Raw genomic sequence first — 12,449 nt, 5'->3', positions numbered from 1 at the left:
TTATTAATAGGAAACCTAGCTATATAAAAGATTTCTTTGGCGCGGGATTCAAGCGAAATCCCCTGAAAATCAGGTATCGACACCATCATATCTGATTCGCGCATTACCTAGTTCTTTGTATGAAGACACTTCCGCTCAAAAGAACCGGTCCAAATGACATGGTAAAAGTCGATTGTGCAGACGGGGAGGTCTCTGTCTACAGCAGATGTGCATATTGTGCCAACTGCGAAGGCGTCATAGTCGGCAAGCGCCTGATACCCATGCCCCAGAAGCAGAAGGCCGAAAAGATGCGATATGGCATGGCTGCCGACGATGATCTCCTGAATGCCCAGATGATGTTCAACACCCTCATCCGGGACGGGTCCGCCATCGCCTGCAAGGACGATGCAAACAAGGGCTTCAGGGACCTCTATTCCATCTGATCCTTTCCCAACAACCCTAAATACATCTTTCAATTCTTGCTTTCCAGGGCTAGACCCCGCTAATAGCCAGTGCGATGACGACGAGGGCACGGGTCAGTTCATTCGCCGCCCCTGTTATGTCCCCGTTGATGCCGCCGAAGAGATGATTTGCGACCCCCATGACGAGAAGGAAGGTCCCGGCCGCCGCGAGGCCTGCCGCGCCGAACCCTGCCGGAGAGAGGGGAAGGAGGAGGAGCGGCAGGCAGAGGAGAAGGGCTGCCGCAGAGAACCACGGACGCGAAAACGCGTTGATATAGGAGAACATGCCGTCCCTGAACGGGCGGCCGTGTGCGATAAGTGCCGCCTGCACCCATTTGGCAAGCACCTCCCCGGTGATCACCGCGCATGCCACGGCGGTGACGGAGAGGAGTCCCGCAACGGCAAGGAGTGTTACGATGATCCCCGCACCGACGCCCCCTGCTCCGATCTGGCGGTCCGTCAGGGCGGTCACCCGTTTCTCCCGCCCCCCATGGGCCATCAGTCCGTCGCCGAAGTCGAGGAGTCCGTCAAAATGGTTGAGCCCGCTCATCACGAGGACGGCCGCAAGGGCGCCCGCCGCCGCAAGCACGGGAGTCGGCATGAGAAGGGCGACCAGCGCCCCTGCGGCGCCGGTGATGTATCCGGCAAGCGGAAGAATCCACGATGCCCGGGCAAAGGCATCATAATCTGCATGCCTCCCCAGCGGAAGGATGGTGGTGAACTGAAGAAGCGCCCGTACTGCAGAGAATGCCATAACAAATATCCTGTTCACGGATTTCTTCGTCTGGCGGTTAGTCTTTTCCTCTTCGCTTCGCCAACGAAGCACCACTTGCCATGAACACAAGCAAAGTTGAGTTAAGGCATAAATATTGTAATCTTTAATACGCCGCCCCTGCAACCTGTTGCCTGATGGACTACCTCTCTGAATATCCGGACATAACCTTTACCCGCCCGATGATCGGCGTTGTCATCGGCAATACCATCGTCTCCACCATCCCCGGCATCTCTGCCGCGGGCCCCACGCCGGAACTGACACTTGCCACCTCCGTTCTCGACGGCGAGATCATCGTCAACGGAAAGATCACCAGCGCCCCGGTCATCCCGGTCAGTCCGACCGGCTGCGCAACCCCGGCGACCCTGACACGGGCGATGGCGGAACTCTGCGGCCTTCAGCCCTTCGTCGTGAACGCCGGCCTCGCGATGCCCCCTTCGTATGCCTCCTTCGATGTCTACGGCACCCCCGGCCAGGACCCGCGGACAGGGGATGCCGTCCCGGACGCCCATGCGCTCTATGAACGGGGCCGACGCATCGGAACCTATCTGAGCCAGTACTCCGATCTCCTCGTTCTCGGGGAGAGCGTCCCCGGCGGCACGACGACCGCACTGTGCGTGCTCCGCTCGCTCGGCTATGACGCGTTTGTCAGTTCCAGCCACATCGACCACCCGGCGACCCTCAAGGAGGAGATCGTCGCAGCGGCCCTCGCGAGGACCCGGCAGGACGAGGCCCCCGGCGCCCTCGACGTGGTGCGGGTCTGCGGAGACCCCATGATGCCGGTCGTCGCAGGCATCGCCGCCACGTACGCGGGAACCATCGTCCTTGCCGGCGGGACGCAGATGCTTGCGGTCGCTGCGGTGATGAAGGGGCTGGACCTTCCCCTGCCCCCCGTCGTTACGACCACCTATGTCCAGAATGACGCGAATGCCACCTTCTCCCGGACGGCAGAGGAGATCGGGGTGACCACCTGGATCGTCGACCCCGACTTCGGCAACATCGGCCATGACGGGCTTGCCCGCTACTGTGCAGGGGAAGTCAAGGAAGGGGCGGGTGCCGGCGGCGCCCTCTGGCTCGGGGCGATGATGGGGCACTCCAAGGAAGCCATCTGGGAGAAGATCCTGGACTTCGTGAAAGACTACCGCTGATGCTCCCCGGCATCAGAACATTCTTCTTCCTTCCTTGCCACAAGGGAGGTACCTATGACACTCAGGCAGGCCCGCAGGGAGTTGGGCATCTCTCCTCCCGCCTTCGTTCTCATCCTTGCGCATACCGGCCTCTCGCTCATTCCCGGACTTTCGGGTGCGGGCAGCGACCCGCAGGACACATGGAAGACGCCGCTTCGGGATGCCGCCTACATCCTCGACGGAGGCCCGCTCCCGCGGTGCCCGACGCCGGCATCCATCACGAGAAGCTGCCTGCGGCTCTCTGAGGTGACGCCGCTCTTTGTCAATGCCGGGCTCGGCTCCATTCCCGATTTCCCCTGCGTCACCCTCGGCACCCTCCCGGGCCGCGACCCCCGTACGGACTCCGCCGTCCCGGAGGCAAGTGCCCTCTACCGCCGTGGGTGCACCCTCGGCAGGTTCCTCTCACGGTATACGAACACCCTCTATATCGGCGAGTGCGTCCCCGGCGGCACCACCACCGCCCTTTGCGTCCTCCGGACGCTCGGGTATCCCGCCCGGACCGGCTCGGCCTTCCCCACAAGCCCCGCCCTCCTCAAGGAGAAAATATGGATGGAGGTGCAGAGCCGTCTCGGCGCGGACACCCCTGCAGCACCGCTTGCCGTCATCCGTGAGACCGGCGATCCGATGATGGCAGCCGCGGTCGGGCTTGCCGCAGGGTTTTCCGGGCGGGTCGTCCTTGCGGGGGGGGTGCAGATGTGCGCCGTGGCGGCGCTGATGAAGTCGGGAGGGGCGGATGCGCTGCCGGCGATTGCGACGACCGGCTGGCTCAGGGACGATCCGGACACCTCCTTTCCCACCATCGCCGCGGCCCTTGGGACGACGGTATACTATGCCGAACCTCCCATCGATCCGGGGACGCGGCGGCAGTGCATCGGCTCGGTGAAGGAGGGGATGGGGGCGGGCGGCGCCATCGTCCTTGCCGGGGAAGAAGGATTTGCCGCCACCGCCATCGCCGGTGCCATTCGGGCGGGGACGGAGCCATAACCCGCACCTTCTAAAAGACTATACCTTTTAAATGACCATATGATCTGAAGATGCGTCCAATATATGTGGTCAATAATTTCGGCCAGTTCAATCACCTGATACTGCGCATGCTCAGGGACAACGACATCGATGCAAAGATGATCAAAAACGATACTCCTCCGGCAGACGTGCTGGAAGGGTGCCGTGGCATCATCCTCGGGGGAGGGCCGTCGCTCGAACGGGCAAACAGGGCCCCCGAATACGTGGATCTCGGCCTTCCCGTCCTTGGGATCTGTCTCGGCCTGCATATCATCGCCACCCGCCGGGGAGGTACGGTCAATCCGGGAACCTCGGGCGGGTTCGGTGGGGTTGATGTCACGATTCTCGAACATGACGCTATTCTCGACGGCTACCCCGACCGCATCAGTGTCTGGGCATCGCATGCCGATGAGGTAAAGACCATGCCCGAAGGGTTCACCCTTCTTGCACAATCGAAGATCTGCGGGGTGGAGGCGATGGCAAAACCTGATGAACAGATATTCGGGATCCAGTGGCACCCCGAAGTGAGCCACACGTTCGAAGGGTTCCGTCTGTACGACAACTTCAACAGCATCACGCTGGACAGGGACTAATACCGCATGGACACCACGACGCACCTCGGGGATGAAATTAAACGGACCGGATTTGTGTGCCGCCGCTGTGGGCGGTGCTGTGCCGGGGGCCCCGAGGACGGCAATGAGGTCATGGTCTCCCCGGATGAGATCCGTGCCATCATGGCGGCGACCGGCCTCGGGTGGGACGCGGTTGCAGAACCGTACCCCGAGTTCATCGACGACCCATCGGGGGCCAAATATTCACTCGCCTGGTGCCTGAAACGCACCGAACGAGGCTGCATATTTTTCGGGGAGGACCGCCGGTGCACCATCTATGCCCACCGCCCCTCCCTCTGCAGGACCTACCCGTTCATGCTCATGGACGGAAGGCTCTGCATCTCGGAGTGCCCCGGCCTCGGGGACGGGAAGACCAACGGGGAGGAGGCGGCAACCATCGCAGAAGACCTCGTGCAACGCTCCGCCATGGAGGAGAAGGAGTTTGAAAAGACGTCTGAAGTCTTCAACGATGTACACCTCGCCAGAGGGGACCGGTGCGTCATCGACAGCGAAGGGGTGACCTTCCTCAATGGGTGACATACGGATCGTCGGGACTGCCCATGTCTCGCAGAAGAGCGTCGATGAGGTGCGCCGGGCGATCGATGAGTTCGAACCGGACATCATTGCAATCGAACTCGACCGTGGCCGCCTTGCCGCCCTCAAGGGGAACGCCCCCCCGCCGTCGGTGGAGGACGTCCTCAAAAGCGGCAACTTCTCGCTCATCCTCGCCCAGTGGCTCCTCTCCTACATCCAGCGCAAAATAGGCGACGAGACAGGGGTTCCCCCCGGCTCGGAGATGATGGCGGCAGTCGAGGTCGCCGAGGAGCGAGGCATCCCCTACGCCCTTGCCGACCGCGACATCAACATCACCTTCTCCCGGTTCTGGACGCTGATGCCCCTCCTCGAGAAGATCAAGATCGGGTGGGCCATGATCTCCTCCCTTGCGGGTATCGGCACCGAGGACGAGATCGACATCGACCAGCTGACCGAACAGGACATGATCTCCGCGGCGATGGAGGAGTTCCACCGGTTCGCCCCGAAGGGCGCAGGCGCTCTCATCGATGAACGCGACGCCTACCTCGCCTACAATATCCTCGCCCTCGCCGGAACCCACGAGCGGGTGCTCTCGGTCGTCGGCGCCGGCCACGTGGAGGGCATCAACCGGTTCATCCGGGCCCCGGCCACCCTCCCGCCCCGCGAGAGCCTGACCGCACAGCCGAAGCGGTTTCCCTGGGGGAAGGCATTCGGCATATTCATCGCCGCCGTCTTCGTCTTCTTCCTGGTGCTCATCGCCTTCTCGGGGGCAGGCATCGATGTCCTGATATCGGCGATGCTCTACTGGGTGGTGATCAACGGCATCCTCGCGGCGGCAGGCACCCTCATCGCGGGCGGCCACCCCGTCTCCGCCGTCACCGCATTTGCCGTGGCATGGATGACCTCCCTCAACCCGTTCATGGCCGCCGGATGGTTCGCGGCTGCGACGGAGGCGAAGATCCGCCGGCCGAAGAGCAGCGACTTTGCTGCGGTCATGGCGGCCGAATCGATCACCGAGATGCGCAAAATCCCGCTCTTCAAGGTGGTGCTCGTGGCGGCACTTGCAAATATCGGGAGCATGATCGGGACGTTTGCCTATATCATCTTCATCATGCCCATCCTCGGCATCGACCCCCGGGTCATCCTTGCAGACGGGTTTGCAAACCTTATGGCGTTCTTTGCGGGCATCCTCCCCTTCTGACCCATTTTAGGGCATCTTTTGGAAGCTTATATCTAAGATGATTGCCACTACCCATTATGAATCTTGGAGTTACCATCATCAAGGGACGGCGCAGTGTACGCAAGTACAAGGATATGCCGCTCCCCGAGGAGGCAATTCACCACGCCTTTGACTGTGCAAAGTTTGCACCGACGGCACGAAACGGCCAGCCGTGGGTCTTCGGCGTCGTTCAGAACAAGGAGACACTCGCAAAGCTCGCCGACCTTGCGACGCACGGGAAATTCATCAAAGACGCCGCCGCCTGTTTTGCCGTCTTCGGCCTGAAAGACGAGAAGTTCTTCGTCGAAGACTGCTGTGCTGCGACCGAGAACCTGATTCTTGCCCTCTGGGCATACGGGATCGGCAGCTGCTGGGTCGCCGGCAATAATATGCCCTATGCCGAGGATGTCCGCGCACTTCTCAAGGTGCCGGAGGAGTACACCCTCGTCTCCCTGATTCCCGCCGGCTACCCGGAAGAGATGACCATTCCCGCAAAAAAAGAGCTGGAAGACATCACCTTCGCGGAAGAATTCAATAAATAATCCCCTTTTTTCCAGCGCGTTTCGCCACTTCCAGGGCCATTATCCCCGGCATTCTCCTGCATTCGGCCGTGTGCGGAACTGGCGTTCCCCAAGCCTTATACGGTCTGTCGGCAAGGAGAGTACATGAATGCGCCGGTGCTGCATGTGGCTCTTGACCTGCAGGAGCTTGACCGGGCCGTCCGGATAGCCCACGAGGCGGTCGAGGGAGGGGCCGAATGGATCGAGGCGGGAACACCACTCATCAAGAGCGTCGGGATGGAAGCGGTCCGCAGGCTGCACGATGAGTTCCCCGGCCACGAGATCGTCGCCGACATGAAGGTGGCAGATACCGGCACGATAGAGGTCGAGATGGCGGCCAAGTCCGGGGCAACGGTCGTCTGCATCCTCGCCGATGCGGATGACGCGGTCATTCGTGAGGCGGTGCGGGCGGCTCGCCTCTACGGGGTGCGGACGATGGCCGATCTCCTGAACGTGGCCGACCCGGTGGGGCGGTCAAAGGAACTCGAGGCAATGGGCGTCGATATCATCAACGCCCATGTCGGCATCGACCAGCAGATGATAGGCCTCGACTCGGTCTCCCTCCTTGCCGCGATCGCCGATGCCGTCACCATCCCCCTTGCGGTGGCGGGCGGACTTGATGCCGTGACCGCGGCACAGGCGGTCGCGGCCGGGGCGGACATCGTGATCGTCGGCGGCACCATCATCCGCTCCGATGACGTGACCGGGGCCGCCCGTGGAATCGTCGAGGCAATCGAACATCCCTCGGTGAGGCCAAAGGAAAAGCCCGACCCGACCGAGGAGATACGACACCTCTTCCTCTCGGTTTCGGCGCCGAACGTCACCGATGCGATGCACCGCACCGGGGCGATGACAGGCCTCGTCTCCCTCTGCGGCCGCGTGAAGATGGCAGGGCCCGCGGTGACCGTCCAGACCTTCGGCGGCGACTGGGCAAAACCGGTCGAGGCGATCGACGTTGCACAGCCCGGCGAGGTGATCGTCATCGACAACTCCTCGGCCGTCGACGTTGCCCCGTGGGGCGAGCTTGCCACCCTCTCCTGCATCAACCGCGGCCTTGCAGGCGTCGTCATCGACGGAGCGGCCCGCGATGTGGACGATATCAAAAAAACGGGGTTTCCGGTCTACGCGACCGCCACCTGTCCGAATGCGGGAGAGCCGAAGGGCTTCGGCGAGATCGGGGCACGGATACAGTGCTGCGGGCAGGAAGTCCATGCCGGCGACTGGATTGTAGGCGATGAGTCAGGCGTCGTCGTCGTCCCGAAGGCCCGCGCCTACGAGGTCGCCCGGCGTGCCGTCGAGGTGGCAAAGACCGAGAAACGTATCCGCGAGGAGATCCGCCGCGGGGATACGCTCGCCTCCCTCACCGAGCTCCTGAAGTGGGAGAAACGGTAACCTCTCTGTATCAACATTTTTTTCCGGCTGCTTCATCACGACAAGGGAGAAGAGGGGGCTTATCCCCCTCCGACCAGCACCATCGCGAGAAATGATCCGAATGCAGCCGCGCCGAGGAGAACCGGGATGAACCATGCGAGAACGACGGCAAGGGCCGCCCGTGCGGTGCTGATCCCATGGAGCTCATGGATGCCGATGACGGCAAGAATGAGTGTCCATATCCCCATCAGTACGCCTATGACCGGCACCCATCCGAGGAGGAGCGACGGCGTTGCGGCATAGACGACGGTCTTTGCCGTCTCGGTGATGCCCTGCCGGCCGCCGAGGAGATAGACCCATATATGTACCCAAATCGTCCAGATCACGATACCGATGAGAAGGACGAAGAACAGGACGGGTATGACGGCGATAAGAGAGAATCCCCCGGCAACAATCCCTGTGAGGGCCCCGGCATACATGCCGACGCCGAGCGTGAGGAGGATGGCGAACATGATGCTGAATATGACGACGAGGACCAGCAGATAGACGGCGACGTCCTTTGCCTCGTCATGCCGGATCACCTGGTCGAATGTCTCCGATGGGGCGAAGAGCACCCCTTTCAGTTTTCCTAGGAGTGAAGATTCCATACGTGGCCAAAAGGTGATTGATGTTCTTAATAGTATAGGGAACCTGAATCCGGCGAAAGTGACGAACACCGGGGTACCCCCGCCCATCCCCATGGGGGGAGTTCCGGGCCACACCCGCGATTTTTTCATCCAGTAATGCGAAAACTAGAGGAACCGGATCCCGCACTCTTCCCACGCTCCGGGGGGGCGGGACATCACAGGACAATGAACGCAGCAGAACTGATTCTTATCGCCGTCGCCCTTGCGATGGACGCATTTGCCGTCTCGATATCGGCCGGCACCACCATGCTCAGAGAGGAGCGGCTGAAAAAGGGTCTCGCCATTGCCGCGACCTTCGGAACGTTTCAGGCGGGAATGACGCTCATCGGCTGGGCCGCAGGGGAAGGCATACGCGAGCTGGTCATCTCCATCGCACCCCTCCTCGCCTTCGTCCTCCTCCTCGGCATCGGTGCCAAGATGATCTTCGAAGGAATCTTTGGCGACGACGACGGGGTGCTCATCAAGTCCGTGCCGGCCCTCATGCTGCTGGGCATTGCAACGAGCATCGACGCGCTCGCCGTGGGTCTGAGTTTTGCCGTGATCGGCATTCCCGCCCTCGGCCCTGCGGCGGTCATCGGGGTGGTAGCCCTCCTCTTCTCGATTGCAGGCATCTTTTTGGGCGAGAAGGTGGCCGAGGTCATTGGAAGAAGGGCCGAGGTGGTCGGGGGTGCAATCCTGATCCTCATCGGCCTCAGGATTCTCTTCTTCTCCTAAAAGAGGGAGGACGGGGGAGGGACCGCCCCCACCCGTCATTGTCGTCTGCTATCGGTGGCGTTGAATTCAATGTGAAATCCAGCCGGAACGCCGTTAGGCGCGAACGGGATGGCTGATGCTCTTCCTTCGCATTGATCCGCCCGTTCGTGGGGGGGTTAAAAATATATTCAGGGTTTTTCCTGGAAATCCTCGGATTTCAGGAGGTTGCCGCCGCGGAAGATGATGGCCTTCACCGCGCTTTCCACCTGGTCGACCCTCAGGATGAGGACGGCGGCGTCACGGCCGGAGTAGGCATAGGAGTATTCGATATTGATGCCGGCATCGGCAAGGAGCTTTGCCATCTCGAAGAGGCCCCCGGGAACGTCGCGCATCTTCACCGCAATCACGTCGGTGAAGGAGACCATGAACCCCATCGCATTGAGCTTTTTAAATGCCGCATCGGGTTTGTCGACGAGCGCCCGGACGACGCCGAAACCGTTTGCCTCGGCAATCGAGAATGCCAGGATGTTGATTGATTCCTCTTCGAGTGCACCGGCGATCGCCATCAGGCGGCCGGGTTTGTTCTCGGAAAAGACCGAGATCTGTTTGATGGTATATGCTCGCGGGTCCATTAGTACTCCCTCCTGTCAATAACACGTTTGGCTTTTCCTTCGAACCGCGGCAGGGAGCCGGGTTCTGCAATCTCTACATCCACACTTACGTTCAGCGCATTCTTTAATGTGTGTGCCACCATGCTGCGAATCGCCATCAGGTCGTTGATCTTGTCCGAGAACGCCTCGGGATTGAGCTCGACACGGACGAGCATCGTATCGAGGGCACCGACCCGGTCCACCTCGATCATGAAGTGCCCCGATACGGCGGGGATGCCGAGGAGGGCGTGTTCGATCTGCGATGGGAAGACATTGATACCGCGGATGATGAGCATGTCATCGACCCTGCCGGAGAGGCGGGCGATACGCGGGTGGGTACGGCCGCAGGCGCAGGTGGTGGTGTCGATGGAGGTGATATCGCCGGTGCGGTACCGGATGATGGGCAGGGCCTCCTTCTGGAGGATGGTGACGACCATCTCCCCCTGTTCGCCCGGTGCCACCGGTTCGTCCGTCTCGGGGTCGAGGATCTCGACGAGGCAGATGTCGCTCCACATGTGGATGCCGTTTTGTTCGGTGCATTCAGAGAACATCGGGCCGGAGAGCTCGGAGGTGCCGTAGATGTTGTAGGCCTTGATGCCCATCTCTTCTTCAATGCGCATGCGCATCTGCTCGGACCACGGCTCGGCGCCGAGGATGGCGGTACGGAGGTGCGTATCGTCCCTGATAGAGACGCCCATCTTCTTTGCCGCCTCCCCGATATGCATCAGGTACGAGGGTGTGCAGCAGATGCCCGTGACCCGGAGATCCTGCATCAGCTCGATCTGACGCTCGGTGTTGCCCACCGAGGTCGGGACGACGGAGGCACCGATGCGCTCGGCGCCGTAATGAAGGCCCAGCCCCCCCGTGAAGAGGCCGTAGCCGTAGCTCACCTGGATCACGTCGCCACGGCCGAGGCCGCAGGAGGTGAGCGCCCGGGCGAGCGACTCCGTCCACATGTCGAGGTCGTGCTTCGTGTATCCGACGACCGTCGGCTTGCCTGTCGTGCCCGAGGAGACGTGGTAGCGGACGAGCTCCTCCTGCTCGGCGGTGAAGATCTTGTCCGGGTAGCTGTCCCGAAGATCGGTCTTGTACATGAAGGGGAGTTTCCCCAGATCCCCAAGTGAGGCGATGTCGTCCGGGTGCACTCCGTGCGCATCCATGCGCTCATGATAAAAGTTCGAGAAGGAGTACAGCCGGTAGACGAGCGTCTTCAGGAGTTTGAACTGCAACTTCTTCAGCCCTTCTTCGGGCATCATCTCCATGTTCGGGTCCCATGCAATCATATGGTATCACCCCGTCGGTCGACCACCCGTTTTGCCTTTCCTTCGTAGCGGGGGAGCGACTCCGGTTCAACTAGTTTTACCCGTGTACGCAGATTAAGTGCTTCCCTGAGCGCTGCCACGACCTTGTTCTGGACACGGGCAAGGTCGCCGAGCTCGCCCGTGAAGAACTCGCGGTTCATCTCGACATCGATCGTCATCTCGTCGAGGTGGTTGACCCGGTCGACATAGACCAGAAACTCGTCGCCCACCTCGGGGATGGAGCGCAGCACGTGTTCGATCTGGGACGGGAAGACGTTGATGCCGCGGATGACGAGCATGTCGTCGCTTCTCCCGGTGAGCCGGGCGAGCTTCGGGCCGCGACCGCAGGGGCACTCGTCCTCCATGATCATCGTGATATCGCCGGTCCGGTACCGGAGAAGCGGCATCGCCTCTTTCACAAGCGGGGTGACGACGAGTTCGCCGCGCTCCCCCGGCCCCAGCACTTCGCCGGTCTCGGGGTCGATGATCTCGACATAATACATGTCGTGCCAGATGTGCAGTCCGTTTCGCTCCGGGCACTCGAAGGCCGCACCGGGGCCGTACATCTCGCTCATCCCGTACGAGTCGTAGGCGGTGACACCCAGTTTCTCCTCGAGGATGGCCCGCATATTGTCCGACCACGGCTCGGCACCGAACATCCCGGTCTTCAGGCTCGGGAGGGTGGTCCCCTCCTTCTCGGCAACTTCTGCAATGTGCATCGCGTAGGACGGGGTGCAGTGCAGGGCGGTGACGCCGAAGTCGTCGATCATCTCGATCTGGCGTTTCGTGTTGCCGGTCGCCGACGGGATGACCGTCATGCCGCACTTCTCCGCCCCGTAATGGAAACCGAGGCCCCCGGTGAAGAGCCCGTAGTTGACGGCGTTCTGGAAGATGTCCTCGTCGGTGAGGCCCACCATCGTCAGGTTGCGGGCGATGAGCTCCGACCAGTTGTCGAGGTCGCGGCGGGTGTACCCGACGACGGTCGGCTTTCCCGTGGTCCCGGAGGTGGTGTGGATGCGGACCACCTTTTTGAGAGGGACCGCGAGAAACCCGAACGGATAGCCCTGCTGGAGGTCTTTTTTGGTCGTAAACGGGATTTTTTCGATGTCCCGCACCGACTGAATGTCGCCGGGGGCAATACCCGCTTTTTTAAAGAGATCACGGTAGAACGGCACCTCCGCCGCCTGCCGTACCGTCCATTTCAGTCGTTTGCTCTGGAGCGTCTCCAGTGCGTCGCCCGTAAGGGTCTCCTTCTCCCTGTCCCAGTATGCCGTCTCCATATTGTCTCCGACCCGTCCTGTCCGATAGAGCGCCGCGGCCTGACAGCACTGCTGTCATCTGCAGGGACGGCACCCTCCGTACAATCGTAGCACTATTTATGCACCGGAGACCGGAAAAAACATTGCTATGTGTTAGCATGGCA

Annotated in this window: 14 protein-coding genes; 9 read left to right on the top strand and 5 right to left on the bottom strand. The window is 61.3% G+C overall.

The annotated features are described in order from the left end of the window. Positions 1-119 precede the first annotated feature (119 nt). On the top strand, positions 120-422 hold the full coding sequence (locus AZH53_RS00950) for a hypothetical protein (protein ID WP_319641686.1): 303 nt from the start codon (positions 120-122) through the stop codon (positions 420-422). A 49-nt stretch (positions 423-471) separates the two neighbouring features. Here AZH53_RS00950 and cobS read toward each other — a convergent pair whose 3' ends face one another. After that, positions 472-1,194, bottom strand: coding sequence for an adenosylcobinamide-GDP ribazoletransferase (cobS, locus tag AZH53_RS00945; protein WP_319641685.1), 723 nt, complete (start codon positions 1,192-1,194; stop codon positions 472-474). Between the two features lie 155 nt (positions 1,195-1,349). Here cobS and cobT point away from each other — a divergent pair, with 155 nt between their 5' ends. The 7 genes from cobT (at position 1,350) to AZH53_RS00910 (ending at position 7,717) form a co-directional block, all read left to right on the top strand. Next, positions 1,350-2,360, top strand: a complete 1,011-nt coding sequence (gene cobT / locus AZH53_RS00940; RefSeq protein ID WP_319641684.1) for a nicotinate mononucleotide-dependent phosphoribosyltransferase CobT — start codon at positions 1,350-1,352, stop codon at positions 2,358-2,360. Between the two features lie 54 nt (positions 2,361-2,414). Then, a complete protein-coding gene (locus tag AZH53_RS00935; RefSeq protein ID WP_319641683.1) occupies positions 2,415-3,383 on the top strand; it encodes a nicotinate-nucleotide--dimethylbenzimidazole phosphoribosyltransferase in 969 nt (322 codons plus the stop codon). A gap of 50 nt (positions 3,384-3,433) precedes the next feature. Further along, positions 3,434-3,994, top strand: coding sequence for a GMP synthase subunit A (locus AZH53_RS00930; protein WP_319641682.1), 561 nt, complete (start codon positions 3,434-3,436; stop codon positions 3,992-3,994). 6 nt (positions 3,995-4,000) lie between these two features. Next, positions 4,001-4,549 carry a YkgJ family cysteine cluster protein gene (locus AZH53_RS00925; protein ID WP_319641681.1) on the top strand — a complete coding sequence of 183 codons (549 nt, stop codon included), beginning with the start codon at positions 4,001-4,003 and terminating at the stop codon, positions 4,547-4,549. Next, a complete protein-coding gene (locus AZH53_RS00920; protein WP_319641680.1) occupies positions 4,542-5,747 on the top strand; it encodes a TraB/GumN family protein in 1,206 nt (401 codons plus the stop codon). Before AZH53_RS00925 ends, AZH53_RS00920 begins: the two co-directional genes overlap by 8 nt. 56 nt (positions 5,748-5,803) lie before the next feature. Further along, entirely contained in the window at positions 5,804-6,307 is a 504-nt protein-coding gene (locus AZH53_RS00915) for a nitroreductase family protein (RefSeq protein WP_319641679.1), read from the top strand. 123 nt (positions 6,308-6,430) lie between these two features. Continuing rightward, on the top strand, positions 6,431-7,717 hold the full coding sequence (locus AZH53_RS00910; protein WP_319641678.1) for an orotidine 5'-phosphate decarboxylase / HUMPS family protein: 1,287 nt from the start codon (positions 6,431-6,433) through the stop codon (positions 7,715-7,717). Between the two features lie 59 nt (positions 7,718-7,776). Here the strand turns inward: AZH53_RS00910 and AZH53_RS00905 are convergent, their stop codons facing one another. Further along, positions 7,777-8,343 carry a Yip1 family protein gene (locus tag AZH53_RS00905; protein ID WP_319641677.1) on the bottom strand — a complete coding sequence of 189 codons (567 nt, stop codon included), beginning with the start codon at positions 8,341-8,343 and terminating at the stop codon, positions 7,777-7,779. 135 nt (positions 8,344-8,478) lie between these two features. On the opposite strand from AZH53_RS00905, the gene AZH53_RS00900 reads away from it, so the two are divergent. Further along, positions 8,479-9,096 carry a manganese efflux pump MntP gene (locus AZH53_RS00900; RefSeq protein ID WP_319641676.1) on the top strand — a complete coding sequence of 206 codons (618 nt, stop codon included), beginning with the start codon at positions 8,479-8,481 and terminating at the stop codon, positions 9,094-9,096. Between the two features lie 167 nt (positions 9,097-9,263). On the opposite strand, the gene AZH53_RS00895 is transcribed toward AZH53_RS00900, so the two are convergent. From AZH53_RS00895 to AZH53_RS00885, 3 genes are read right to left on the bottom strand one after another with little or no spacing between them, the layout of a single operon-like run. Further along, on the bottom strand, positions 9,264-9,707 hold the full coding sequence (locus AZH53_RS00895; RefSeq protein ID WP_319641675.1) for an ACT domain-containing protein: 444 nt from the start codon (positions 9,705-9,707) through the stop codon (positions 9,264-9,266). Beyond that, on the bottom strand, positions 9,707-11,008 hold the full coding sequence (locus tag AZH53_RS00890) for a phenylacetate--CoA ligase family protein (protein ID WP_319641674.1): 1,302 nt from the start codon (positions 11,006-11,008) through the stop codon (positions 9,707-9,709). The genes AZH53_RS00895 and AZH53_RS00890 overlap by 1 nt, the downstream gene beginning before the upstream one ends. Then, the gene (locus AZH53_RS00885; protein ID WP_319641673.1) at positions 11,005-12,306 is read right to left on the bottom strand and encodes a phenylacetate--CoA ligase family protein; all 1,302 of its coding nucleotides are present in this window, start codon (positions 12,304-12,306) and stop codon (positions 11,005-11,007) included. Before AZH53_RS00885 ends, AZH53_RS00890 begins: the two co-directional genes overlap by 4 nt. Between the last annotated feature and the right edge of the window lie 143 nt (positions 12,307-12,449).

The sequence above is a fragment of the Methanovulcanius yangii genome, from assembly GCF_018687785.1.
GTDB classification, from domain to species: domain Archaea; phylum Halobacteriota; class Methanomicrobia; order Methanomicrobiales; family Methanomicrobiaceae; genus Methanovulcanius; species Methanovulcanius yangii.
Note: the sequence above shows the minus strand (reverse complement) of the source record. Positions and strands in the feature narration are given on the sequence as shown.

Coding starts and splice junctions, on each gene's coding strand:
- AZH53_RS00950 (WP_319641686.1), top strand. CDS start 120: ATGAAGACACTTCCGCTCAAAAGAACCGGTCCAAATGACATGGTAAAA.
- cobS (WP_319641685.1), bottom strand. CDS start 1,194: ATGGCATTCTCTGCAGTACGGGCGCTTCTTCAGTTCACCACCATCCTT.
- cobT (WP_319641684.1), top strand. CDS start 1,350: ATGGACTACCTCTCTGAATATCCGGACATAACCTTTACCCGCCCGATG.
- AZH53_RS00935 (WP_319641683.1), top strand. CDS start 2,415: ATGACACTCAGGCAGGCCCGCAGGGAGTTGGGCATCTCTCCTCCCGCC.
- AZH53_RS00930 (WP_319641682.1), top strand. CDS start 3,434: ATGCGTCCAATATATGTGGTCAATAATTTCGGCCAGTTCAATCACCTG.
- AZH53_RS00925 (WP_319641681.1), top strand. CDS start 4,001: ATGGACACCACGACGCACCTCGGGGATGAAATTAAACGGACCGGATTT.
- AZH53_RS00920 (WP_319641680.1), top strand. CDS start 4,542: ATGGGTGACATACGGATCGTCGGGACTGCCCATGTCTCGCAGAAGAGC.
- AZH53_RS00915 (WP_319641679.1), top strand. CDS start 5,804: ATGAATCTTGGAGTTACCATCATCAAGGGACGGCGCAGTGTACGCAAG.
- AZH53_RS00910 (WP_319641678.1), top strand. CDS start 6,431: ATGAATGCGCCGGTGCTGCATGTGGCTCTTGACCTGCAGGAGCTTGAC.
- AZH53_RS00905 (WP_319641677.1), bottom strand. CDS start 8,343: ATGGAATCTTCACTCCTAGGAAAACTGAAAGGGGTGCTCTTCGCCCCA.
- AZH53_RS00900 (WP_319641676.1), top strand. CDS start 8,479: ATGCGAAAACTAGAGGAACCGGATCCCGCACTCTTCCCACGCTCCGGG.
- AZH53_RS00895 (WP_319641675.1), bottom strand. CDS start 9,707: ATGGACCCGCGAGCATATACCATCAAACAGATCTCGGTCTTTTCCGAG.
- AZH53_RS00890 (WP_319641674.1), bottom strand. CDS start 11,008: ATGATTGCATGGGACCCGAACATGGAGATGATGCCCGAAGAAGGGCTG.
- AZH53_RS00885 (WP_319641673.1), bottom strand. CDS start 12,306: ATGGAGACGGCATACTGGGACAGGGAGAAGGAGACCCTTACGGGCGAC.